Annotated in this window: 15 protein-coding genes; 4 read left to right on the plus strand and 11 right to left on the minus strand. The window is 68.7% G+C overall.

Features of this window, described 5'->3' with window-relative positions; translation table 11 throughout:
- Positions 1-72 precede the first annotated feature (72 nt).
- The 8 genes from IPM49_10655 to IPM49_10690 form a co-directional block, all read right to left on the minus strand.
- Complete coding sequence (locus IPM49_10655) at positions 73-861, minus strand: hypothetical protein (GenBank protein ID MBK9274982.1); 789 nt, start codon at positions 859-861, stop codon at positions 73-75.
- 99 nt (positions 862-960) lie between these two features.
- On the minus strand, positions 961-1,488 hold the full coding sequence (locus IPM49_10660) for a hypothetical protein (GenBank protein MBK9274983.1): 528 nt from the start codon (positions 1,486-1,488) through the stop codon (positions 961-963).
- 80 nt (positions 1,489-1,568) lie between these two features.
- Positions 1,569-4,661 (minus strand): proprotein convertase P-domain-containing protein, encoded by a 3,093-nt coding sequence (locus tag IPM49_10665; protein ID MBK9274984.1) that lies wholly within the window; start codon positions 4,659-4,661, stop codon positions 1,569-1,571.
- 144 nt (positions 4,662-4,805) lie between these two features.
- Positions 4,806-11,051: a hypothetical protein gene (locus tag IPM49_10670; protein MBK9274985.1), complete on the minus strand. Its 6,246-nt coding sequence runs from the start codon at positions 11,049-11,051 to the stop codon at positions 4,806-4,808.
- Positions 11,048-12,109, minus strand: coding sequence for an FAD-dependent oxidoreductase (locus tag IPM49_10675; protein MBK9274986.1), 1,062 nt, complete (start codon positions 12,107-12,109; stop codon positions 11,048-11,050). The genes IPM49_10670 and IPM49_10675 overlap by 4 nt, the downstream gene beginning before the upstream one ends.
- A gap of 18 nt (positions 12,110-12,127) precedes the next feature.
- Positions 12,128-12,487, minus strand: a complete 360-nt coding sequence (locus tag IPM49_10680) for a response regulator (GenBank protein ID MBK9274987.1) — start codon at positions 12,485-12,487, stop codon at positions 12,128-12,130.
- Positions 12,488-12,533: 46 nt separating this feature from the next.
- The gene (rseP, locus tag IPM49_10685; GenBank protein MBK9274988.1) at positions 12,534-13,859 is read right to left on the minus strand and encodes an RIP metalloprotease RseP; all 1,326 of its coding nucleotides are present in this window, start codon (positions 13,857-13,859) and stop codon (positions 12,534-12,536) included.
- Entirely contained in the window at positions 13,847-15,052 is a 1,206-nt protein-coding gene (locus tag IPM49_10690) for a 1-deoxy-D-xylulose-5-phosphate reductoisomerase (protein MBK9274989.1), read from the minus strand. Before IPM49_10690 ends, rseP begins: the two co-directional genes overlap by 13 nt.
- 96 nt (positions 15,053-15,148) lie before the next feature.
- Here IPM49_10690 and IPM49_10695 point away from each other — a divergent pair, with 96 nt between their 5' ends.
- Entirely contained in the window at positions 15,149-15,571 is a 423-nt protein-coding gene (locus IPM49_10695) for a DUF2059 domain-containing protein (GenBank protein MBK9274990.1), read from the plus strand.
- 3 nt (positions 15,572-15,574) lie between these two features.
- On the opposite strand, the gene IPM49_10700 is transcribed toward IPM49_10695, so the two are convergent.
- Positions 15,575-16,519, minus strand: coding sequence for a threonylcarbamoyl-AMP synthase (locus tag IPM49_10700; protein ID MBK9274991.1), 945 nt, complete (start codon positions 16,517-16,519; stop codon positions 15,575-15,577).
- A gap of 79 nt (positions 16,520-16,598) precedes the next feature.
- Here IPM49_10700 and IPM49_10705 point away from each other — a divergent pair, with 79 nt between their 5' ends.
- Complete coding sequence (locus IPM49_10705) at positions 16,599-17,210, plus strand: hypothetical protein (protein ID MBK9274992.1); 612 nt, start codon at positions 16,599-16,601, stop codon at positions 17,208-17,210.
- 86 nt (positions 17,211-17,296) lie between these two features.
- On the plus strand, positions 17,297-20,557 hold the full coding sequence (locus IPM49_10710) for a glycosyl hydrolase (GenBank protein MBK9274993.1): 3,261 nt from the start codon (positions 17,297-17,299) through the stop codon (positions 20,555-20,557).
- Positions 20,558-20,560: 3 nt separating this feature from the next.
- On the opposite strand, the gene IPM49_10715 is transcribed toward IPM49_10710, so the two are convergent.
- Together IPM49_10715 and IPM49_10720 are read right to left on the minus strand one after the other, a co-directional pair.
- The gene (locus IPM49_10715; protein ID MBK9274994.1) at positions 20,561-22,036 is read right to left on the minus strand and encodes a GH3 auxin-responsive promoter family protein; all 1,476 of its coding nucleotides are present in this window, start codon (positions 22,034-22,036) and stop codon (positions 20,561-20,563) included.
- A gap of 58 nt (positions 22,037-22,094) precedes the next feature.
- Positions 22,095-22,979, minus strand: coding sequence for a peptidoglycan DD-metalloendopeptidase family protein (locus IPM49_10720; protein ID MBK9274995.1), 885 nt, complete (start codon positions 22,977-22,979; stop codon positions 22,095-22,097).
- A gap of 50 nt (positions 22,980-23,029) precedes the next feature.
- Here IPM49_10720 and IPM49_10725 point away from each other — a divergent pair, with 50 nt between their 5' ends.
- Positions 23,030-24,457, plus strand: a complete 1,428-nt coding sequence (locus IPM49_10725; protein MBK9274996.1) for a glycosyltransferase family 39 protein — start codon at positions 23,030-23,032, stop codon at positions 24,455-24,457.
- Positions 24,458-24,484: the final 27 nt, after the last annotated feature.

A 24,484-nucleotide genomic window follows, 5' to 3' on the forward strand; every position in this document is an offset into this window, starting at 1 on the left:
ATCGGAGGGGCCAGCTGTGTCATCGGCGGCATCCCGCTGAAGCGGGACAGGTCCTGCGGAAGGTTCCGCGGTTCAGCGCTTGATGAAGGTCTCGCCCATCTTGTTGTCGTAGTTCAGGTAGTAGAGGTCCTTCTTCAGGGAGGCGATGTCGATCTTGTTGGCGTAGCCGCGCTTCACGATGTTGCCGTACTGGTCGTAGATCTCGTACAGCGTGTTGGCCGAGAAGAGGATCTCCTCCTTGGGCTTGGGCGGGCTCCAAGTGACCACGGCCACCGAGGGGTCAGTGAACTTCACCGCCTCGCTGTAGCGGCTGCGCTTGGACATGTCCACCTGCTTCACGCGGAAGGTGTTCTCGCCGCTGTGCGGGGTCACCTTGAACTCGTACTTGTGCTCGCCGGGGGTGCCGATGCCCATCACCTCGCCCACCTTCACCCACTTGTTCCAGCGCTTCTGTTCCACCACGTAGGGCAGCTCGCCGGTCTCGTTGGTCGCGGTCCAGGTATAGAGCCCTTCCGGGGAGATGGACTGCTGCACGATGTCGAAGGTGCTCTTGGGCTTCAGCACCTCGGGGTTGAGCACCACGGGGGTGCAACCGTCCTTGTGCTTGATCTTCACGGTGATGGCATCGCCGAGCTTCAGCCCGTAGTTGCCCAGGTCCACCTCGAACGCGCTGGAGTTGATCTCGTCGGTGGCGATCTGGTCGTTCACGGTGACCTCGAAGACGCAGAAGCCCACCCCGGCTTCGGAGAAGGGGTTCTGCACGAAGAGGTTCTTGCCCTGGTAGCGGCCTTCCACAACGATGACACCCGCCCAGGAGGGCAGGCAGACCAAGGCGGCCAGGGAGAGGAGGGCGGTGCGCATGTCCGTACGGGTCTGAAGAGCTGACAATGATACGAAGTCCGGCGCGTTCCGGTGCTCCGCGGCCTGTTTACGGCGTCAGCGGCAGGGGGTTACCCCGCTTCAGGAGGCCGGGGCCGGCGCCACGGCGGCCACCATGCGCCGCACGTCCTGCTCGGTGAACCGACCCTCGGGGTCGTCGCCCACCTCGAAGGTCCGGCCCGCCACCCGCACCACCTTCACGAAGTGCACGAACACCAGGTCCTGGTCGGGGTAGCTGCTGCGGTACATCAGGTGGTCGGGGCCCTCCTCCACCACCTCATGCTTCAGCAGCATGTCGCGGTCCAGCGTGGCCTTCACCCGGGACAGGTCGCCTTCGGCCTCCACGATGTCCAGAGCGAAGTGGTCCCCGGCCCGCACCTCCAGGATGCCGGCCTCCTCGTTCCAGCGCACCTGCGGGGCCTGGCCTCCGAGCAGCTGGGCATCCGGCGGGGTCACCAGCAGGGGCACGTCGTGGGCGGAAAGGTCGATCGCGGCCGGTGCCTGCGTGCTATCGACAGCGGGGGGCGTGGCGTCGCCCTGCCCCCCCCGGTCCCCACAGGCGGTGAGCAGGAGCGGGACGATCAACAGGCCGGTCCGGATGTGCTTCATGGTGCGAAGCTACCGGGGCGGCACCTGCGCGTGCCGCCCCGGTGGCTCCGATCTGTCACCGATCGGGTGTGGACCGCGCGCTACGGGATCTGCTCGCTCCGCGTGGCCGTCGGCACCGTGCCCCCGATGTTCACCAGGATGGGATCCCGGTCGTTGGCGCTGCCGGCGTACTTCACCTGGCCGTTCAGGTTCACGTCCTCCGGGTGGTAGCCATTGGCCACGGCCGTGGGCACCGTGCCTCCGATGCGGACCAGGATGGGGTCGCGGTCGTTCGACCCACCGGCGTACTTGATCTGCCGGTTGAAGGTGACATCACCCGCCCAAAGTGCACGGATGGAACCCACGGTCTTGCGCGCATTGGTCCCGAAGGTGCCCGTCGCCGGGGCCGTCAGGTCCACGGTGGTGGCCGTACCGCTCAGGGCGAGCGCAGGCGTGGCCATCGCGCCCAAGTGGTTCCGGTGCCTTACGGCCACGAAGTAGTCGCCCGCCGACAGGGTGAAGCTCACCGGCGACGTGCCGTCGATGGCCACCACATCCCCATCGCGCTGCACCAGGGCCGCCTTGCTGGCCACCACGGTGGCGCTGTTCAGGCTGTTGCGCAGCTCCACCACCACCCAGTCCACGATCGCGTTCGCGTCTGTGACGGCGAGCACCGGCGCCGTGGTGGCGCCGCTCGGGGTGCCCACGAACGGATAGCCCAGGGCCGTGTACGGCTCGTTCAGCGGAAGCAAGCCCGCCGCCCGCAGGTCATCGTTCATCAGGCCCGTGCCGGTGTTGTAGGCGCCCTCCAGGAAGACCCTGGCCGCCACCTTCACGTCAGCCTGCACCAGCGTGGGGATCAGGCACCAACCGTTCAACGTGCCGACATCCTGCGTGGCCACGTCCTGCACACGCAGGATCCAATCGCCCTCGAACACTTCGCCATCAAAGGCCGCCAGCGATTGCGCCGGCACCACGAACAGGTTGTTCATCGGGCAGGTGGTGCCCACGTTGCCGTTCACGCCCGTCTGATCGAACTCCACCACGATGTTGTCGCTGTTGGTGCAGAGGCCGCTGTTGATCAGGTTCACCAAGGTGCCCGCCGGGCTCTCGAGCGACAACCGCAGGTCCGACGAGTAGGTGTGCGTGATGTTCACGAACACGTTGAGGTCGCTCAGCGTGGCACCGCCCTGCGAAGGCACGGTGATCGTATTGCTCACCGTCGCGTTGTCCGTGATGGCCGAGGTGCTCGTGCTGTTGAAGGTGGTGCACGCCGCACCCGGCACGTTGCAGTTGGCCACCACACCGGTGTAGGTCACATTGCACTGGCTGAACTGGTCGTGCACCAGCACCACGGACACGGCGTTGCCGCTGGCATACGGACCGTAGGGCCCGTAGACGCCGGTGGTGGTGGCGTTGCCCACGGTGGCGGGCGGGTTTGGACCGCCGCCATCCGGATCGATCTGCAGGGTGACGCTGGAGGCGCTGCCCAGGGAGCCGAGGTTGATGCTGACGGTGTACTGGGTGCTGCCCTGGCAGGTCGTGCTCAGGGTCGCCGCAGGAGGAGTGCACAAGGGCGGGGTGAACGAGAAGTTGAAGATGCGGGTGGTCCAGGCCGAGGCGGCGTTGTATTGCGCCGTTCCCCAGAAGCCGCCCGTGACCGGGTCCACGTCCAGGGAGTTGTAATCCCCGTAGCGGTTGCTGCTGTTGGCGGCGGCGCCGGCCACGATGGTGGTCTCCGCGAAGGTCATCTGGCCCAGCGGATCGCTGGCGCTGCGCCCCGTGTACCGGATGCCCGGGAACACCGAGCCGCTGCTCACGTTGTAGGCCAGACCGATGTCGCCCGCGGCATTGATGGAGATGCAGCCCATCCAGCGGCTGGTGGCGTCCGGGGAATACGTGCCCTGCTGGTGGATGGCCCAGGGGTTGGCGATGGCGCCCGTGCGACGCAGCTCATACCAGCGCACGCCGGCCCGGTCGGTGCCGGTGACGTCGGTGACGTGGTTGCACACGATGGTCTCGTGCGTGCCGAAGTTGCGGTACTGGGCCCGGTTCATGATCACCTCGCGCAGCGGGTCCAGGTTGGTGTTCGAGCTGGGTTGATCGATGCAGGAGAAGGAGGTGTAGCCGCACAGCTCGGTGTCGAAGGGGTCCGTGAGCATCAACTGCGGCCCGGCCAGCACGCTGTTCGCCGGGGTCGTGAAGTCGAGCGTCAGGGTCCATAGCTCCAGCCGGTCGGCCGGTACGCTGGCGCTCCAGGCATCATCGGCCATGCGCATCACCATCGCCGGGGCGTTCGCCGGGGGTGCGGCCCCGCCCTCAAAGCTGATGGGCGTGGTGGCCTGGAAGCCGATGGTCGGATAGTCCGGTGTGGTGAAGCGCTGCGAGGTGGCGGACAGGCCGGCGAGCATCCGCGTGCGGTCCAGCGCGTAGATCGGGCAGCCCGTGCCCTCGTTGCTGGTGATGATGTAGGCCGTGGGCCATACGCCGTACTTCGGGTAGTCCGGGAAGCTCGGTGCCGTGAAGCTGTAAGCGTACCAGGTGCCCAGCGGGTCGGCCGTGGTGGACACGCACATCACCAACCGGTTGCCGCTGGAGGAGAACTCGCTCATGAGCCAGCGATCGGCCAGCGCATCGTACAGCACGATCGGATCGCCCGCACCGCCGTATGTGGTGATGCCTCCGATGGCGTTGATGAAGTTGTCCAGGTAGGTCTGCGGCCCCAGGGGGTTGCCGCTCTTGTCGTAGATGCGGAAATAGGCGCCCGAACCGCCGTTGATCATCTGGATCACGTGGTTGGGACCCACCTCCAGGCAGGGATCGCTGGGGTTCACGCCCGTATTGCCGATGCCATTGATGGTGAGGTCGAGCGCGCGACCGCTGGTGCGCGAGCCGTCCGCGCGCTGCCACGCGGGGTCCTCGCCGAGCGGCAGGGCCTTGGGGTTCAGGCGTTGGTGCATCCGGGCCTCCTTGGTGCCCTTCGGCTCGGGCCGGATCAGCCAGCCGTTGGCATCGCGCACCGGTTCGTCCGGGAACACGCGCGTGCTGTCCCAATCGCGGTAGGCCATCGTCTCGCCCAGGAACTCCAGCGGGAGCACCTCGGCATTGTGCAGTTCAACGAACTCCTGAGCCGGCACCAGCACGCCAGGAAGGAGGAAGGAGAGGAAGAGAACGGAACGAAGCTTCATGCGCATCAAGTGGGATGGACGGTGAACAAGGGTGCAAAGGTCCGGAACCCGGCCGCCCAGCGCAACGATCCAGGTCACCGTCCGGTTCAGCACATGGGAACGAGCGACCGGTGGGGGATCCGGGACGATGGATCGATGGCGGTCGTAGCGTCATTCCGACACCAGCACCCGCAGGCCCTCGCTGTGGCCACCGAACTCCGGGGCGTACATGCAGGTGGCCGAGGCGATGCCCTGGCTGAAGTCGCCGGCGTGGGTGGCGCGCAGCGCGTAGCTGAACACATGGGTGCCGGCCGGCAGGCGGTCGATGAACAGGTCCATCGCCGCATCGCGGATGCTCTGGTAGTGGCCCAGCCCGCTCTGGACCCGATAGCCGCTCAGCACATCCACCGGCTCCAGGCCGGCCGCACGCAGGTCCTTCACATGCACGAAGTCCAACGGCCGATCGGTGCGCAGCACCAACCGCACCACCAGTTTGTCCCCGGGCCGCACCGCCACGCCCGGTCCGAGCTCCACGAGCTCCGGCCCACGGTCGCCCGGACGCTCCAGCATCACCTGTCGGGTAAGCTGGAAGGGCGAGCTGCCACCGCCGAGGTCCGGCGGCGTCACCCGGTCCATCCGCTCGAAGTACTGCCAGTAGAGGGCACCCCACGAGGGCCGGTCGGCACGCTCGGTGATGGTCACTTCGCCCAGGGCGGGTTTCACGTCCTCCCCGGACCAGGTACGCTCGAAGGTGCCGGTCCCGGCCTCGCGGTGCTGCGCGCCCACCATCTGCCCGCCCACGCGGATCTCCGGGCCTTCACCCTCCTCGAGCCAGGCGTCGCCGGTGAGCAAGAGGGCGTGACAGGCCTCCGCCGTGGCCGTGGTGGTGCCCCAATCGGTGGTGCGCTTCAGCTGCAGCAGGTGCAGGCGCAGGGCGTTCACGCTGGCCGCATCCCCGGCCACCTCGTGGAAGGCCTCGATCATGCGCGCATGCAGCTCGGTCGGGAAGGCCCACGGATCGACCCCGCGGCGGAAGTCGGACCAGTACATGCCGAGCTCATCGCTCTGCACCGCGCGCTGGCGCAGGCTCTCCACGATTCGGGCGGCATCGGTGTGCCGGTCGAAGCGGTGCAGCACCAGGGCCAGCAAGGCTTGGTCGTGCAGCCCGTAGCCCTGCCAGCTGTCCGCGGCACGGTCCAGCAGCCATTGGGCCGCACCACCCGCCGCACCGTCGAGGGCGATGCGATGGAAGAAGCTGCGCGCGTAGAGGTAGTGGAGGTCGCTGTGGTCGGGGCGGTAGGCGGCCAGTGCGTCCTTGTCCAGCTCGCGCTGCCGACGGCGGTGCTCACGCAGCACCTCTTCGTCCAGCCAGTTCACCGCCCGGCCGAGCATCCGTTGCACCGGTCCATCGGCGCGCGGATCGGCGGCGCCCACACGGTCCAGATGGCCCATGCCGGCCACCACATGCTGCGTCACCCAGCGGCTGGGCATCATGCCCGCCCACCAGGGCCAGGCCCCGTTGGGCAGTTGCATCTGCTGCAGGCGGCGCATGGCCTCATCCTCTTCGCGCGCCATGCGGTCCAGGTCGAACAGCTGCGCGATGCGCTGCCGGCGCGTGCGGTCGTCGCGCGCATCCATCACCCACGGCGTCTCCGCCAGCAGCACCTGCTTCAGGTCGGCATTGCGCTCCAGCGCGCTGGCGAACGCATCCGGACCGGCCTGCCGCCAGCGCTCGAACACCTCGCGGATCGCAGGACGCTGGGCCACCACATGGGCCGCGAGCCGGTTGGCGTAGTAGCGGCTGAAAAGCTGTTCGGCGCATTCGTGCGGGAACTCCATCAGGTAGGGCAGCGCCTGCACGGCGAGCCAGGCCGGGTTCGGCGTGTACTGCAGCCGCAGCAGGTGGTTCCGGCGCGTGCTGGTGCGGTCGTTCGGTGTCGCGGTGAAGAGCTTGTTCAGCGTGAACGTGCGCGTGCCGGGGCCCTTCATCCATAGCGGCAGGCGCTCGGTCACCAGCACCTGGTCGGTGAGCACCGGCAGCACGCGCTCCTCCCCGTCCGCCGCCACGATGGTGCTCTGCGGACCCGGGCGGCCGGTGGCGGTGATGCGCACGCCCACCGCGCCCACCCCTTCGGGCACGGCGATGCTCCAGGCCACCACGGCGCTCTCGCCCTGGGAGGCGATGAAGACCTGCTCCGATGCGTCCAGCCCGAAGGCCGTGTTGAGCGGCGCGTTGGTGGCGGGGTCGTAGAGCGCGAGCGCGGCCAGGCCTTCGGCGCGGCCGGGCTCGGTGACGTTCACCTTCGCGGTGAGCACCATGCGGTCCCCGGCGCGCAGGAAGCGGGGCAGGTTGGGCACCACCATCAGCGGCTTCACGGTGCGCACGCTCCGGGCCAGCTGCGCCAGCTGCAGGTCCGGCGTGTGGGCGAGGCCGAGCAGGTTCCACCGGGTGAGCGCATCGGGCACAGTGAAGCGCAGCACCACGCTGCCATCGCGGTCCGTCAGCAGGTCGGGCAGGAAGAAGGCCGTCTCGCGCAGGTCACTGCGCAACGGTGGTGCGTCAGCGGGGCGCTCTCCCCGTGCATCCGTGTCCTTCGGCGCCTCTTCGCCCTTCTGCTCGATCACCCCGCCGCTCACATCCCCGAAGTTGGCCGGCACACCGCCGGTCACTGCCTCGACCTCTTTCATAGCTGCTTCGCTAGTGACCGTCCCTCGCTGCCCTTCATCCCTTTCAATGAGCGCTACTCGATACTGAACGACCTCTACTTCGGCGAGGTCCGCCCATCCTTGATGCCCCGTGAACCCATGGGTCTCCAGCTGCGGGTACACGCGGACGGCACCGGGCGGCGGTGTAAAGGGACGCCACACCTCCACCCCGCCGCTGGTGCCGAAGGGCGTGGTGCGCTGCCAGCCCAGCCGTATGTCGGTGCGGGGGTGCACGTCCATCACCCAATCGTGCGGCACGAAGTGGTCGAGCGAGGCGTCGTACATCGTGGCGAGCAGCTGGGCGGCCACGGCGTTGCCCTTGGCCCCGCGCAGCTTCAGCCGCCACTCCTCCCGATCGCCGGGTCGCAGCTTGTCGCGGAAGCTCATCCACTCCACCTGCAGGTCCTTGTTGGTCCACGGCACATCGATGGGCACGGTGCGGGCGTGCACGCGGCCGCGCTCCACGCACAGCAGGTGCACAGCGAAGCCGCCCCGGTCATCCTCGCGCACGGGCAGTTCCACACGTTGCTGGCCGCGGCTCAGCATCAAGCGTCTGCTCAGGGCTTTCACGCCGTCGCGCTCCACCTCCATCAGCACGCGCGCACCGGGCAGCGCCGAGCTCAGCAGCAGCACGGCCTTCTCTCCGGGCTCGCAGCGCCCCTTCACCACCTCCACGTGGAAGGCTTCCCCGGCGAAACCGGTGTGCTGCACCGCGGGATCGTAGAGCGTCACCACGGAACGCACGCGCACGGTGTCGCCATCCTCGTCCAGGGCCAGCAGCTCGATGCGGTAGGTGCCCACATCCCAGGTGCGTGCGTCGGGCAGGGGCAGTGCGCGTCCGCCCGCGCGGTGGCCGTTGCGTGCGTACACCGCTTCGGCCACGGGCCAGGTGAGCGGGTCGGCCGCATCGCCGAACGCGTCGTCCGGAAAGCGTTGCTCATGCACGGCCCGTTCGAGCAGCGCGCGGTCGGACCGGGGCAGCAGCCGCTCGCGGTACGGCCGCGGCGGGGCCTGCAGGCGTTGGATGCGGATGTCCACCGGCACGTCCACCTCCTGGCCGTTGAGGTTGCGCACGCGCAGGTCGATGCTGTCCAGTGCGCTGCGGTCCACCGCTTCGCCGAGGCGCAGGTCGATGGTGATGCGGCGGTGCGCGAGGTCGAAGGTGGTGCTGCCCTGCTGCGGCTCGCCGGAGCGGTCGGTGACCACGGCCTCCACCGCGAAGTGGAAGGTGGGGTCGGCGTCACGCGGGAAGGCCGGGTCGGCGGGTGCGATGAAGCGTGCGGTGAAGCGGCCCTGCGCGTCACAGGTGGCGGTGCCGGTGGCCACCTGGGTGGCGCGGCCCCACGGCAGCCCGCGCCAACCGAAGCCGCACCACCACGGCATCCGGGGCGTGCGCTGCACGGTCCAGCGCACGGTGGCGCCGTCGAGCGGAACGCCCGCATAGCTCGTCGCCGTGCCCGTGAGCTCCACTTCACCGTTCAGGCGCGGCTGTCCGGCCAGGGGATCGAAGCGCACCTCGAAGGTGGGCCGCTTGTACTCCTCCACGCGCAGCTGCGCCGAGCCGTGCTCCTCCTCGATCCGCATCACCCCGGTGAGCGCTCCGGTGGGCGCGGTGAAGCGCGCGACAACCGCGCCATAGGCATCCGTGGTGAACGGCACCGTGTCCACCACCTCGCCGTTCACATCGTGCAGGCGGAGCACCCCGCGGTGGCCCGCGCGCACCATCACCTCATCACCCCGCTTCACGGTGACGATGCCCTTCACGTGGATCTCCTGCCCCGGGCGGTAGATGGCGCGGTCGGTGAAAAGGAAGGAGCGCAGGCTGTCCATGGACGGAGGATCGCCGTTCCACCAGCGGTACCCCGCATCGGCCATCCAGCGGTCATCGCCCTGCTCCAGCACCAGCACCTGCCGTCCGTTGGCGGGGTTGAACGCGGGCTGTGGCCGTCCATCCGCATCGGTCACCGCTTCGCCGAGCTTCACCGGCGGGTTGGTGCCCGAGCGGTCGCCGTAGAGGCTCACCTTCACCCCCGGGAGCGGCTCACCGGTCCAGCGGTCCATGACCAGCACCTCCTGATCGGGACCGGCGCTGCGCTGGGCCAGCGCGAAGCGGGTCACCTGCACGTGTGTGAACGCGATGCGGTCCTTGCCGGCGGCGAAGCGGGCGCTGTCGCTCACCAGGATGGCGTAACGGCCGGCCGGCAGCCCGTCCACCGGTAGGTCCACGCGGTGCGGGTTCAGGTCGCCGTCATCGGGCAGCGCCAGCGTCCAGCTGCGCACGGGCCGCTGCTGCAGCAGCCACTCCTGGTGGTCGCGCTGCCAGCGTCGGTCGCGACCGGGTTCCTGAGGGTCCTTCACCACCCGCAGCCACACCCGCGGCGTATTGCGGTACCGCAGGCTCAACAGCAGGTCGCGGCCCGGCATCGCGGCCTCCTCGCTGCTGACGTCAAGCTCGTGATCGAGCAGCTGGGCCCGCAGCACGGCGGCGTTGCGCGCGCCGGTCGAGCCCGGGAAGCGCGCCATGGCCTCGTCGCACAGGGCGCGGGCCGTGCGCCGTTCGTCGCGGTGCGCCTCGCTCACCAAGGGGTCGTAGCGGTCGGCGCGGCCGGCGTGCCACTGCGCCATGGCCAGCGTCACCTCGCTCCAGCAGCTGTCCTCGGGCACGCGCGTCCGCAGGGTGTGCAGGGCGTTCAGGTAGAGCGAGTCGGCGTTCGGGAGTGTGCTGTGGGCGCGCACGTGGGCCAGGCGTTCCAGCGTGGCGTCCACCAGCGCGTCCGGATGGTCGTCGCTCATGTGCGCGCGCTCCAGGCGCTGGTGCAGGCGCATGGCCATCAGGCCCCAGGCCCCGGTGTCCGCGTGGACGAAGGGCTTGAACACGAAGTCGTCGAAGAGGGCGAAGTGGCGCGGGTCGTTCAGCTGGAAGGCATCGGCGGGCTCGGCCAGCCGCGTTTCGGGGTTGCGCAGCAGGTCCAGCGCGCGGTGGCCCAGCAGGTCGAAGAGCGTGGGGCGCAGGGCGAGGGCCCCGGCGGTGGCTTCACCCCGGGCGGTGGGCACGGTGCGCAACAGGCCACCGAGGTCGGCGGTGGCGAAGGCCTTCAGGCTGTCCAACGGCTCCAGGGAGCGATGCACATGCCGCAGGATGTGCTGCATGTAGGTGGCCTGCGACCAGGTCTCCGGATCGGCGGGGTCATCGGCGGTGCGCCCGCGCTCCAGCACGCGCCAGCGGTCGTCGCTGTAGGCGTTCCACCAAGCCTCGGCCAGGGCGCTGTGCAGCAGGGGCACCAGGGGCAGCGGGGCGCCGGCGGCCGTGAGGCTGTCGGTGGTGCGGTCCAGGTCCTGCAGCACCTGCAGGCGGGCGGTGCCGGTGATTTGCCGCAGGTAGGCCCGCCGCATGTGCGCGGTGAACTGCAGCAGCGCATCGCCGGATCCCCGGGATTCGGCCAGCAGCCTGTCGGTGGCGGTGAGCGCATCAGCATAGCGCCCCTCGCGCATCAGGGAGTCCACCATCGCCCAGCGGGGGTCGGGGCTTGTGGCGCGGCTGCGCAGGTCGCTGCGGCCGCTGCGGCAGCCGGCGGACCACAGGAACGAGAGGAGCAGAAGAAGCAGCGGGATCCTACGCACGGCGGCCATCAGCGCCGCGGCCACGCTGGTGCGGCGCCGCGGCGCACAAAGGTGGGGACGAAGGTGCAGTGGAAGCCGGATCCGCCTCACGCGAACCGCGCAAGGTCCACCTCGGGATCCAGCGGCTTGCCGTCGAGCAGGTGGTCCAGCAGGTGTTGCGCGCACCAGGGGGCGAGCAGCACGCCTTTGGAGCCGAGGCCGTTGAACGCGGCCTGGTGCGCAGCGACGCGGCCCAACAGGGGTCGGCGGTCGCTGGCGGTGGGCCGCACACCGGACCAGTGGTCCAGCACCTGGAAGGCCTCGACCCCCGCAGGTTCCAAGGGGGTATGCAGCAGGAGTTTGTGCAGGCGGCGCAGCAGGTCGGCCCGTCCGGCGGGGGTGGGCCCGCTCCACACATCGTCCCAGTCGTAGGTGCTGCCCACGCGGTAGTCATCACCGCCCAAGGGCAGGATGAAGCCCCCGCGGTGCACCAGCACGCCGAGGCCCAGTCCAGGCAGGCGCACCGTGAGGCGTTCCCCGCGCACGGGCACCAGGCCCTTGAGCGCGGCGAAGGGCCCGGCGCACCACACCAGGAGCGGTGCGGTATGCCCGAAGAGGTCCGCCCCACCCGCGATGGAGCGCACATCCTCGGGTCCCACGCCACGTTCCTCCAGGATGCCCTGCTCGCGCCAGAGCGCACGCCAGGCGGTGAGCAGGCCGGCCACGTCCACCCAGGCGGCGCGCTTCACCTGGCCGTGGCCGTAGGGCTGGTCCACACGCTGGAGGCCGGGGTCCGTGCAGGTCTCGATGCTCAGGTAGTGGCCCACCTCGGGATCGTTCATGCGCACGCGCCACTCGCCGGCCTCCTTGGCGCTGGGGAAGACCTTCACCAGCGGCAGGGGGTGCCAGAATTCCCGTCCCAGGTGCAGGCCCGCTTCGCGGTAGAAGGCGCCGGCGATGGGCAGCAGTTCCGGGGCGCGCCAGCTGAGCAGGGTGCGGCGCAGGGCCACGGGGTTCACCAGGCCGGCGGCCACCCACGAGGCGCGGCCCTCGCGGGGCTCATCGAACAGGCGCACGCGCAGGCCGCGGCGCAGCGCGGTCTCGGCCAATACCGATCCGGCCAGGCCCTGGCCGACGATGAGCAGGTCGTGGGAGAAGGAGGCGGACAAGCGTACAAAGATGGGGCATCACGCCGCCATCAGCCGCTGCATGCGTTCGAGCAGGAGCTCGTTGTCGCAGGGCTTCTGCACCAGGTCATCGGCGCCGGCGCTCCGCACGGCGGCGATCAGGTGCGGCTGCTCGTAGGCGGTGAGCACCAGCACCGGCACGGTGAGGCCCCGGGCGCGCAGGTCCTCCACCACCGCAAGACCGTCGAGGTGCGGGAGGCCGATGTCCACCACGATCAGGTCGGGAAGGCCGCTTTCGAGCAGCGCGTGCAACCCACGGGCATCGGCCAGGGCGCTCACGCGCCAGCCGTTGCGCAGCATCCGGTGGGTGAGCAGCGTGCGCACCAGCGGATCATCCTCGAGCAGCACGACATGGGGCATGGCAGCGGGTCTTGTGCCCGGTGCTACGCGATGCGGTGGGCGGGTGTTACAGGCGGCCGGTGAGCCACTTCACCACATCGTTGCCGTTGGCGAAGAGGATGAGGCCGAGCAGCAGCACCATGCCCACCATCTGGGCCACCTCCAGCACCTTCTGGTTGGGCGTGCGGCGGAAGACCATCTCGTAGAGCAGGAACACCACGTGGCCGCCGTCGAGCGCGGGGATGGGCAGGATGTTCATGAAGGCGAGGATGATGCTCAGGAAAGCGGTCATGTTCCAGAACACCTGCCAGTCCCAGGTGGGGCTGAAGAGGCCGCCGATGGAGCCGAAGCCGCCCATCTGCTTCACCCCGCTGGCGCTGAAGAGCAGCTTCAGGGAGCTCACATAGCCGCCCAGGGTGTTCCAGCCGTAGGCGATGCCGGCCGGGATGGACTCCAGCAGGCTGTAGCGCTCCTTGGCGAAGGTGAAGTAGGCCTCCGGCGGACGGTTGCCCACGCCGATCAGGCCCTGGTCGCTCACCTGCACCGGCAGCTGCAGGGTGTCGCTGCCGCGCAGCACCCCCAGGGTGGCCTGCTGCCCCTTCAGTTCGCCGACGGCCTCGCGGAACTGGGCGAACCACGGGGTGGGCGTGCCGTTCACGGCGATCAGGCGGTCGCCCTTGCGCAGCTCGCTGTCCTTCGCCGTGCCGTCCGGGAGGATGGTGTCCACGAAGAAGGGCACGCAGGGGGTGAAGAGCGTCTTCTCGTTGCGGTCCAGGATGCGGTCGGCCACATCGGTGCTGAGGGTGATGTCCATGGTCCGGCCCTGCCGGTCGATGGTGAGCGTGCGCGCCTCGTCGATCAGGATGGCCCGGCCGAGCTCCTCGATGGAACGCACGGTGTGCCCTTCCACGGCGAGGATGCGGTCGCCATCGGCCACGCCCTGCTCCTTCATCACGCTGCTGGGATGGAGCCCGTACGTGACGTTCTCCAGCGGCAGGTAGTCACGGCCCCAGGTGAAGAGCACGGCGATGTAGATGAGCATGCCGAGCAGCAGGTTCACGGTGACGCCGCCCACCATGATGATGAGGCGCTGCCAGGCGGGTTTGGCGCGGAACTCCCACGGCTGGGGGGCCTGCGCCATCTGCTCGCGGTCCATGCTCTCATCGATCATGCCGCTGATCTTCACGTAGCCGCCCAGGGGGATCCAGCCGATGCCGAAGACGGTGTCGCCGATCTTGCGCTTCCACAAGGCGAACTTCCAATCGAAGAAGAGGAAGAACTTCTCCACGCGGGTGCCGAAGAGGCGCGCGGGCACGAAGTGACCCAGCTCGTGGAGCGTCACCAGGATGCTGAGGCTCAGGATGAGCTGGCCGGCCTTGATCAGGAATTCCATGCGGGGCTTGCCCAGGTGCGGGCGCTGCGGCGGGTCTCGTCATCGGAGGCCACCAGGTCCTCCAGCGTGGGCCGCGGTACAAAGGTCGCCTTTACGAGCCGTTCCTCGATCAGGTCGCTCATCTCCAGGAAGCCGATGCGGTCCTGCAGGAAGAGCTCCACGGCCACCTCGTTGGCGGCGTTGAGCACGCAGGGCGCGTTGCCACCCCGCGCGAGGGCGTCCAGCGCGAGCGCCAGGTTGCGGAAGGTGCCCAGATCGGGCGGCTCGAAGGTGAGCGCGGGATACTTCGCGAAGTCGAAGCGCGGCCAGGTGGTGCCCAAACGGTCCGGGTGGGCCAGCGCGTACTGGATGGGCAGCTTCATGTCCGGCAGGCCCAGTTGCGCCTTCATGCTGCCATCGTGGAACTGCACCAAGCTGTGGACGATGCTCTGCGGGTGCACCACGATCTCCACCTGCTCGGGCCGCAGGTTGAACAACCACTTGGCCTCGATGGCCTCCAGGCCCTTGTTCATCAGGCTGGCGCTGTCGATGGTGATCTTGGCCCCCATGTCCCAATTGGGGTGCTTTAGCGCCTGCGCCTTGGTGACGGTGGCGAGCTGTTCGCGCGTGCGGCCGCGGAAGGGCCCGCCGCTGGCGGTGAGCACGACCTTCTCGATCGGGTTGTGCCACTCGCCCACCAGGCACTGGAAGATGGCGCTGTGCTCGCTGTCCACCGGCAGGATGTTGACCCCCTTGGCGCGGGCCGCGGTGGTGACGAGCTCGCCGGCCACCACCAGGGTCTCCTTGTTGGCCAGGGCGATGGGCTTGCCGGCCTCGATGGCGGCCAGTGTGGGCTTCAGCCCGGCATAGCCCACCATGGCGGTGAGCACCATGTCGATGTCGGCCATGGCCACGGCCTGAGCGATGGCCTCCTCGCCGCCGTAGACCTTGATGCCCTGCGGGAAGAGGGCATCCTTCACCCGGCCGAGCTGCGCGGTGTCGCCGATCACCACGGCGTTGGGGCGGAAGGCCAGGGCCTGCGCGATGAGCAGGTCGGCGTTGCGGCCGGCGGTGAGCAACTCCACGCCGAAGCGGTCGGGCTGCTCGCGCACCACCTCCAACGCCTGGGTGCCGATGCTGCCCGTGCTGCCCAGAATGGCGATCCGTTTCTTCATCGTTCTGGTCTCCACCGATGTCTGCGCACATGCGCGCATGGCAGATGGTCACATGTGCCCATGGCCTGCTGCGTGGCGCAAAGATCGGGCTTGGGCGCTGCTGGTGCATGCGCGACCTTTGGGAAAACGCTGCACATGCGCCTCCTGCCGATCATCCTGTTCGCATCCATCCTGACGGGCCCACTGCGCGGCCAGGACGCCGCCTACCTGGCGCAGTTCGACGCGTTCCAGAAGGCCAGCGGCACCGAGGCGATGCAGCGCAGCGCCATGGAGGCGATGATGGACGTGCAGGAGCAGGACCCCGATGTGGACAAGGAGTTCCTCAAGCGGTTCCGCAAGGAGGTGCTGGGGCGGCTCGGCGAGCTCAACGCGGAGATCGCGGTGCTGTACTACGAGCGCTTCAGCCTGGAGGAGCTGCAGGAGATGACGCGCTTCTATGAAACCCCGCTGGGCCGCAAGCTCGCCCGTGAGAACCCCGGTCTCGTGGAAGGCTCCACGCGCATAGGCGCGGCCTGGGGCCAGCGGGTGGCCACCGAGGTGCTGGAGGGCATGCGCTGAGGTTCAACGCCCCGCCGCCGCACGCCGCAGCCGGTCGTTGATCGCACGGCCCAATCCTTCCTCCGGAAAACGCTCGGCGACGATCACCTGGCAATCGCTCGTATCCAGCTCGCGCAGCACGGCGAAGAGATGCCGGGCCGCAGCGGCCAGATCGCCCTCCGGCGAAAGCACCTCGCAGCGGTGGGCGGGGTGCTCGCTGCGGAAGCTGATGACGCCCACGGCACGCCCGGCAAAGCGGCGGAGGAGGGCCGGCACGTCACCCACATGCACCGGCTTTCGAGGCGCATAGTGGCTCTCCAACATCCCGGGGGCTTGCGGTCGGGCGTTGGTCGGGGCTTGATGGACGGGACCCACCACCTCCTCGATCGCTTCCACGGGCACACCGCCCGGTCGGTACAACACCCAATTCCCCTGCCAACCCAGGATGGTGCTTTCCACACCCACGGAGCAGGGCCCGCCGTCCAGGATGTAGGGGATGCGTCCACCGAGCTGGTCCAGCACGTGTTGCGCCGTGGTGGGGCTCACGTAGCCGAACGGGTTGGCGCTGGGCGCGGCGAGCGGAGCGTCCAGGGCGTTCAGCAGGGCACGCGTCATCGGGTGAGCGGGCATACGCACGGCCACGGTGTCCAGTCCGCTGGTCACCAGATCGGGCACGCCAGGGCGCTTCGGCAGCACCAGGGTGAGCGGTCCGGGCCAGAAGCGCTCGATGAGGGCCTCGGCTTCAGGGGGTACGTGGGCCACCTGGTCCAGCTGCTGCCGGTCGCGCACATGCACGATCAGGGGATCGAAGGCGGGCCGCTGCTTCACGCTGAAGATGGTGAGCACGGCCTCCTCGTTGAAGGCGTCCGCCGCCAGTCCGTAGACGGTCTCCGTGGGAATGGCCCCTACGCCCCCCTGCTTCAGCAGCTGCGCGGCATGGGCCACATCGGTGCCGATCGTCGTCGTCATCGCGGGGCGAAGTTCCGCACCACCCGGGGAACCGACCGCCCCGTTCGTTGTTCCTTCGTCCGATAGGCCCCCCCGACCCATGCGCACACGCCATCCCCTGTCCTTCCTGCTCGTCGCCATCACGCTCACGGCGCAGGCCCAGGTGCCGGACGACTTCATGCAGTTCAACGCACAGCGCGAACGCACGAGCGCCAGCAGCATGTTGGTGCTGGGCGGCTGGGCGGTGGGCAACCTGGTGGCGGGCGGCGTCGGCATGGCCACCACGCCCTCGGGCAGCGAGGCGTTCCACTTCCACCAGATGAACGCGGCCTGGAACGTGGTGAACCTGGGCATCGCGGTGCCGGCCTACCTGGGCGCGAAGAAGCGGCTGCGCGGTCCGTCGACCTTGGACATCCCCGGCACCTTCGACGCGCAGCGCAAGGTGGAGGCCGTGTACCTCATCAACACCGGGCTCGACCTGGCCTACATGGGCGCCGGGCTGTGGTTGTGGGAGAACGGGCGCGGCGATCCGGCGGCCAAGCGCAGCGAGATGTTCCAGGGCTTCGGCACCTCCTTGCTGCTGCAGGGCGGATTCCTCTTCGTGTACGACCTGGCCAACTACATCGTGCACGCCCGCCATTGGAAACGGTCGCGCGCCGGCCTCTGGCAGCATCTGCAGTTCAACGGCACCAGCATCCGGTACGCCTTCTGAACAGCACGGTCGGTCACCGGGAACACCCTCCGCGACCGCCCCACCGACCCGGCCGAACACCCCGCGTTACCTTGTCCGCACCGACCATGATGCGCCACCTTCTCCTGGCCACTGCGGTGGCCCTGTCCGCCTCGTTGAGTCACGCGCAGCGGAAGCCTGAACGGCCCGCGATCGACACGCTCAAGGCCGACCAGCTCAGCGGCCTGAAGTTCCGCTCCATCGGCCCTGCCTTCATGAGCGGCCGCATCGCCGATGCGGTGATCCACCCGACGAAGCCCAACACCTGGTACGTGGCCGTGGGCTCCGGTGGTGTGTGGAAGACGGTGAACGCCGGCACCACCTGGAGCCCGGTCTTCGACGGGCAGGGCAGCTATTCCATCGGCTGCATCACGCTGGATCCGCAGGACCCCGAGGTGGTGTGGGTGGGCACCGGCGAGAACGTGGGCGGCCGGCACGTGGGCTTCGGCGACGGTGCGTACCGCAGTGCCGACGGCGGCAAGACCTGGAAGAACATGGGGCTGAAGACCAGCGAGCACATCAGCCGCATCGTGGTGCACCCCAACGACCCCAGCACGGTGTGGGTGGCCGCGCAGGGCCCCCTGTGGAGCAAGGGCGGCGAGCGCGGGGTGTACCGCAGCACCGATGGCGGAAAGACGTGGAAGCGCACGCTCGGCGATGACGCGTGGGTGGGCGCCACCGACCTGGTGATCGATCCCCGCGATCCGAAGCTGCTGTACGCGGCCACCTGGCAGCGGCACCGCACCGTGGCCGGCTACATGGGCGGCGGGCCGGGTTCCGCCATCCACCGCAGCACCGACGGCGGAGAGACGTGGACGAAGCTCGAAGGCGGGCTCCCCGGCGGCAACCTCGGCAAGATCGGCCTGGCCCTCTCGCCGCAGAAGCCCGATGTGCTCTACGCCGCCATCGAGTTGGACCGTCGCACCGGCGCCGTGTACCGCAGCGCTGACCGCGGCGCCAGCTGGACGAAGATGTCCGATGCGGTGAGCGGCGGCACCGGCCCGCACTACTACCAGGAGCTCTACGCCTGCCCGCACCAGTTCGACCGGCTGTACCTGGTGAGCAACACCACGCAGACCTCCGACGACGGCGGGAAGACCTTCCGATACATGAACGTGGACACCCGGCACGTGGACGATCACGTGGTGGTGTTCCGCAAGGATGACCCCGAGTACCTGCTCTTCGGCTGCGATGGTGGACTGTACGAGACCTTCGACCGCGGGGCCACCTGGCGCCACATCGGCAACCTGCCCGTGACGCAGTTCTACAAGGTGGCCGTGGACGATGCGCTTCCCTTCTACAACGTGTACGGCGGCACGCAGGACAACAACACCCAGGGCGGCCCGTCGCGCACGGACAACGAGCACGGCATCCGCAACAGCGACTGGAGCGCAGTGATCGGTGGCGATGGGCACCAGCCCGCCACCGAGCCCGGCAACCCCGACATCGTCTACGGCCAGTGGCAACAGGGCAACCTGATGCGGCACGACCGGCGCACCGGCGAGAACGTGTACATCCGTCCGCAGGCCGCACCCGGAGAGCCTTGGGAGCGCAGCAACTGGGACGCGCCCATCGTGGTGAGCCCGCACGATCCCGCCACCATCTACTTCGGCACCTACCGCGTGTGGCGCAGCACCGACCGCGGCGACAGCTGGACCGCGCTCTCCGGCGACCTCACCAGCGGCACCGAACGCATCCGAACCAACTTCTTCGGCACCACGCAGGGCTGGGACAATCCGTGGGACCTCTACGCGATGTCGGAGTACGCCACGATCACCTCGCTCGCCGTGTCGCCCGTGCAGAAGGGTCTCCTCTATGCCGGCACCGACGATGGCGCCATCCAGGTGACCGAGGACGAGGGGAAGAGCTGGCGCCGTGTGCCCCTTGGCGCGCTGCCCGGCCTGCCGGCCACCGCGTTCGTGAACGACATCAAGGCCGACCTCTTCGACGCGAACACGGTGTACGCCGCGTTCGACGACCACAAGAACGGTGTGTACCGGCCCTTCCTCTACCGCAGCACCGACAAGGGCCGCACGTGGACCAGCATCACCGGCGACCTGCCGCAGCGCACGCTCGTGTGGCGCGTGGTGCAGGACGAGGTGAAGCGCGACCTGCTCTTCGCCGGCACCGAGTTCGGCGTGTACGTCACCACTGACGGCGGCAAGCGCTGGCTGCAGTTGAAGGGAGGTCTCCCCACGATCCCCGTGCGCGACCTCGCCATCCAGCGGCGCGAGCACGACCTGGTGGCCGGCACCTTCGGCCGTGGCATCTACATCCTCGACGACTACCGCGCCCTGCGCGAGCTGAACGACGACATGCGCAAGGCCGAGGCCACGCTCTTCGCGCCGCGCACAGCGCACTGGTACAACCCGCGCTCCCCGCTCGGTGGTGGCCGTGCCGGCTCCATGGGCGATGCGTTCTTCACCGCACCCAACCCACCCTTCGGGGCCGAGCTCACCTACCACCTGAAGGACGCCACCAAGAGCCTGAAGGACCAGCGCAAGGAACGCGAGCAGGAACGCACCAAGGCGAAGCAGCCGCTCAGCGTACCCGCGTGGGACTCGCTGGAGACCGAGCTGCGCGCGTTGGACCCCAAGGTGTGGCTGGTGGTGACCGATGCGAAGGGCGAGGTGGTGCGCCGCGTGGAGGCCACCAACGCGAAGGGCTTCCAGCGCGTGGTGTGGGACCTGCGGGCCGCTGCGCGCAACCCGGTGACCCCCGGCAATGCGGAAGGCTCGCCCGCCGGCAGCCTGGTGGCCCCCGGCCTGTACGGTGCACAGCTCTTCAAGCAGGTGGATGGCGCGCTCACGGCCATCAGCGCACGCGTGGACGTGCGGGTGGAACCCTTGATGAAGGGGACCCTGCCCGGAGCGTCGCCCGAGGCCGTGGCCCTGTACGCCCGCGAACAGGATGAGCTGTTCGCCCGCGCCCACCGCATGGAGCAACGCTTCCGCGCGGCACAGGAGCGAAGCACGCTGCTGCTCGCCGCCTATGGTCGGGCACCACGCACCGATGAGGTGCTGCACCGCGAGCTCATCGCCCTGCGCGACACCCTCCAGGCCATCGACATCACGTTGAACGGCAGCAAGGCGCGCGCACAGGTGGGCGAGGAACGGGCAACACCAGGCATGCGCGACTTCCTGTGGAACGCGGCCGGCGGGGCGAGTGCGCTCACCTATGGACCCACGGCCACGCACCGTGCGAGCCGCACGCACGCCGAGAACCTGCTTGCGGACCTTGAACGCCGGGTGAACGAAGCCTATGGCAAGGCCGATGCCCTCGAGCCGCGCGTGCAGGCGCTGGGCGCACCGGCGCTGAAGGAACGGTAGGGCTCACCCAAGGCCCTCCACGTACCGCCGGTCGTTCGCCAGGCGCGGCACCTTGCTCTGCGCGTCGTTCATCCCACGCGCCTTCATCCAGGTGGCGAAGGACCCGCGTGGCCGCGAACGGACCACCAACGGACGCAGCACCTTGCCGGTGATCAGGTCCTTGTAATACGGGTTGCGCTTCTGCAGCGCCTCATCCATGATCGTGGCGAACCGCGCCATGTCCGCAGGCTGTGCGGCGAACTCGATGTGCCACTCGTGGAACGGAAGTCCTTCGGCGGGTGAGAGCTGCGGCGCCACGGTGAACTCCGCCACTTCGCAGGGCACCGCGGCGATGGCGTCCTTCAGCGCGCCCTCCACCTCCTCGGCGATCACGTGCTCACCGAAGGCGCTGGTGAAGTGCTTGGTGCGGCCCGTGACCTTGATGCGCGGTGGCGTGAGCGATACGAACTTCACGGTATCGCCGATCTCGTAACCCCAGAGCCCGGCGTTGGTGTAGAGCACAAGGGCGTACTGCGTATTCAGCGCCACCTCGGCGATGGAGCGCGGTCGGCGGTCGTTGCCCTGCATGGGCACGAAGCCGAAGTAGATGCCGTTGTCGAGCACCAACAGCAGGCCATCGTCGTTGTCGAGGTCCTGGTAGGCGATGAAGCCTTCGCTCGCGGGGAAGAGCTCCACGCTCGGCACGCTGCCACCGATCAGCGCTTCCATGCGGCTGCGGTAGGGCGCGTAGTTCACGCCGCCGTACACGAACAGCGAGAAGTGCGGGAACACCTTCTTCACCGTGGCCTTGCCAGTGCGCGAGAGCAGCCGCTCGAAGTACATCTGCACCCAGGCAGGGATCCCGCTGATCAGACGCATGTCCTCCTGCATCGTCTCGCCCACGATGGCCTCCACCTTCGTCTCCCAGTCGGGGATGCTGTTGGTGGCGAACGAGGGCATCCGGTTCTTCAGCAGGTACTTCGGGACGTGGTTCGCCACGATGCCGCTGAGCCTTCCCATGGGGATCGCGCCCTTGCGGTCGAGCACGGGGCTGCCCTGCAGGAAGATCATCTTCCCGTCCACGAAGTCGGCGCGGCCGCTGTGCGCGATGTAGGCGAGCAGGGCACGGCGCGCGCTGCCGATGTGGTTGGGCAGTGAGTGATGGGTGATGGGGATGTACTTGGCGCCGCTGGTGGTGCCGCTGGTCTTGCACAGGTACAGCGGAAGTCCCGGCCACAGCACGTCCTTGTCCCCGGCGACGATGCGATCGATGTACGGCCGGAAGCCTTCGTAGTCGCGCAGTGGCACGGCTTGCACGAGGCCGGCGTGGTCGTGCACCTGGTGCAGCTTGTGGTCGCGACCGAAGGTCGTGGCCCCGCCGAGCTCCACCAACTGCCGCAGCACACCCAGCTGCGTGGCGACAGGGTCCATGGCGCGTCGCATCACCGCGTTGGTCACGAGGCGGGCGTAGGGCTTGGCGATGGCGCTCTTGAGGCTCATGTCCAGGGACAGGGGAAGGAGCGTGGGATGCAAGCTTCCTGCGCCCGCGCCTTGGTTCTCACTTGAACACCATATAGGCCTGCGGGTCGATGGCCTCCCCATCAAGCCACAGTTCAAAATGCAGGTGAGGTCCGGTGCTGAGCTCCCCACTGTCACCCACGATCGCGACGGCCTCACCGGCCTTCACCTTGTCGCCCACCTTCTTCAGCAGCACGCTGTTGTGCTTGTAGACGCTCACCAGATCACCCCGGTGCTGCAGGTGCAGTACATGGCCGCCGTCGCTGGTCCAGCTGGCGAGCGTCACGGTGCCGTCCAAGCAGGCCTTCACGGCCTCGTCCGCCTTGGTGACCACGTCGATGCCGAAATGGCCCTGCGCCCGGTCGAAGGTGCTGGTGACGATCCCGCGCAGGGGCGGGAAGAAGAACACGCCGGCCAATGCGCGGCGCTCACCCGCCGGACCCGTGGCCTCGGACAGCGCGTAGGCCTCCTCCTCCTTGACCTTGAGGCGGAGCAGGCTGTCCTTCAGCCCCGGACGAAGGTCCTCCGCATTGGGCACCTGCTTCACGGCCCGCAGGCGGAAGCTGGTGTCCGCAGCGACCTCTCCGCGCAGCACGCGTTGCAGGTTGGCGATGTACAGGGCCTGTTCCTCCAGACGGTGATCGAGCGAATCGGCGAGCAGGGTGCTGCGGTAGGCGTTGATCTTGGTTTCCTGGTCCGAATACCCCGGGATGTAGCGCTTGAGCGGAGTGAGCACGATGATGGCCGCCACCATCAGGCCGTGCAGCGTGAAGGCGGCGATGGCCAGCAGCAGCACGTTGAGCCGCGACAGTCGGATGCTGAACCGTTCCTCGAAGGTGCGGTCGTTGATCAGCAGCAGCCGGTACTTGCTCTTCAGCTTGCGCAGCACCTGCTTGCGCGGACGGGGAGCGGTGGGCTCGGCCATGCGGACAAATATCGGCGTGACCAGGGCCCTTCGGTACCTTCAGCGCCGCGATGGACCCCGGACGGAAAGCCCTGATGCTGGTCACCGCGGGCGCATGCGCGTTGCTGCTTCTTCCCGGGCTGGTGCGTGAGGGCATGTTCATGGACGGCATGCTGTACACCGTGGTGGCCCACAACGAGGCCCGCGGCATCGGCACCTTCTGGCAGCCACGCTTCAGCCAGCTGGGCCTGGCGAACATGGACACCTTTCACGAGCACCCACCACTGGGGTTCGGGATGCAGGCCCTGTGGTTCCGGACGTTCGGGAGCGCCTTCTGGGTGGAGCGCGCCTATGCGCTCACCACCGCCCTGCTGATGGTGGCGCTCCTGCTCGGGATCTGGCGCGAGCTCACGCGCGGCGATGCACGCATCCGTGGCCTGGGGGCCTGGCCCGTGCTGTTGTGGGGCATCGTGCCCCAGGTGTTCTGGTGCACGCACAACAACATGTTGGAGAACACCATGGGCCTGTTCACCACGGGCGCCCTGTGGTGTGCGCTGCGCGGCCTGCGCACGGGCTCCATGGCCCTGGCGGTGGGTGCCGGCTCGCTGGTGTTCCTCGCCACGTTCACCAAGGGCGTTCCCGGGCTCTTCCCGCTGGGGGCTCCGTTCCTCTGGTGGCTGTTCACCCGGCAGGGTGGCGTGCGCAGGATGGTGCTGTTCACCGTCGTCCCGGTGGTCACGGTGGTGCTGGTGTACCTCGCCCTCTGGCAATGGCCCGACGCCCGTGCCAACCTTGAGCCTTACGTCGAGGCCCGCCTCATGCACAGGATCGCCGCCAAGCCCACGGTGGAGCACCGCTGGCAGATCCTGCTGGACCTGTTCAACTCACAGCTTGGCCCGATCATGCTGGCCGGGGTGCTGGTGCTTGCCGCTGCACGTGGCGCGTCCGGGCCGGCCACCGGCCGCCCCGCGCTCGCCCTGATGGCCATCGGGTTGTCCGGCGTGGCCCCCATGATGCTCACCCTGGTCCAGAAGTCGTTCTACAGCGTGCCGGCCTTTCCGCCGATCGCCCTGGGCCTGGCCCTCTGGAGCGCGCCGGCACTGGAGCGGCTGCTGGAGCGTATCGCCCTGCGCCGGGGCCTCGCCCGAGGGCTGTCCGTCGCCGGCGGAGCGGCCCTGTTGACCGCTCTGGCGACCTCGGTGCTGCTCTGGGGCCGACCGGGGCGCGATGCGGACATGCTGCACGACGTGGCCCGCATCGGGGCCACCGTACCGCAGGGCACGCTCGTCGGCTGCGCCCCGGAGCTCTGGGAGCAATGGAACCTGCAGGGCTACCTGCTGCGCTACCACGACATCTCCCTGGACCCGCACGGCCGGCCGCACAGCTGGTTCCTCGCGCCGGTGGGGAATGACCTTCCTGGGGAATGCCACCCGGAGGGAACGGCACTGCGCACCCTGCGACTGGCCCGCTGCACGCATGGGTCGGGGGCGATGAAATAACTTCGCCCGTTCGCAGTTGATGCTCCC

Source organism: Flavobacteriales bacterium, assembly GCA_016715895.1.
Lineage (GTDB): Bacteria > Bacteroidota > Bacteroidia > Flavobacteriales_F > PHOS-HE28 > PHOS-HE28.

Bases quoted from the DNA above. Each gene is read 5' to 3' on its own strand.
- IPM49_10655 (MBK9274982.1), bottom strand. From the start codon at position 861: ATGCGCACCGCCCTCCTCTCCCTGGCCGCCTTGGTCTGCCTGCCCTCC.
- rseP (MBK9274988.1), bottom strand. From the start codon at position 13,859: ATGGAATTCCTGATCAAGGCCGGCCAGCTCATCCTGAGCCTCAGCATC.
- IPM49_10720 (MBK9274995.1), bottom strand. From the start codon at position 22,979: ATGGCCGAGCCCACCGCTCCCCGTCCGCGCAAGCAGGTGCTGCGCAAG.
- IPM49_10725 (MBK9274996.1), top strand. From the start codon at position 23,030: ATGGACCCCGGACGGAAAGCCCTGATGCTGGTCACCGCGGGCGCATGC.
- IPM49_10680 (MBK9274987.1), bottom strand. From the start codon at position 12,487: ATGCCCCATGTCGTGCTGCTCGAGGATGATCCGCTGGTGCGCACGCTG.
- IPM49_10710 (MBK9274993.1), top strand. From the start codon at position 17,297: ATGATGCGCCACCTTCTCCTGGCCACTGCGGTGGCCCTGTCCGCCTCG.
- IPM49_10715 (MBK9274994.1), bottom strand. From the start codon at position 22,036: ATGAGCCTCAAGAGCGCCATCGCCAAGCCCTACGCCCGCCTCGTGACC.
- IPM49_10695 (MBK9274990.1), top strand. From the start codon at position 15,149: ATGCGCCTCCTGCCGATCATCCTGTTCGCATCCATCCTGACGGGCCCA.
- IPM49_10665 (MBK9274984.1), bottom strand. From the start codon at position 4,661: ATGCGCATGAAGCTTCGTTCCGTTCTCTTCCTCTCCTTCCTCCTTCCT.
- IPM49_10705 (MBK9274992.1), top strand. From the start codon at position 16,599: ATGCGCACACGCCATCCCCTGTCCTTCCTGCTCGTCGCCATCACGCTC.
- IPM49_10700 (MBK9274991.1), bottom strand. From the start codon at position 16,519: ATGACGACGACGATCGGCACCGATGTGGCCCATGCCGCGCAGCTGCTG.
- IPM49_10690 (MBK9274989.1), bottom strand. From the start codon at position 15,052: ATGCGCGCATGTGCGCAGACATCGGTGGAGACCAGAACGATGAAGAAA.
- IPM49_10660 (MBK9274983.1), bottom strand. From the start codon at position 1,488: ATGAAGCACATCCGGACCGGCCTGTTGATCGTCCCGCTCCTGCTCACC.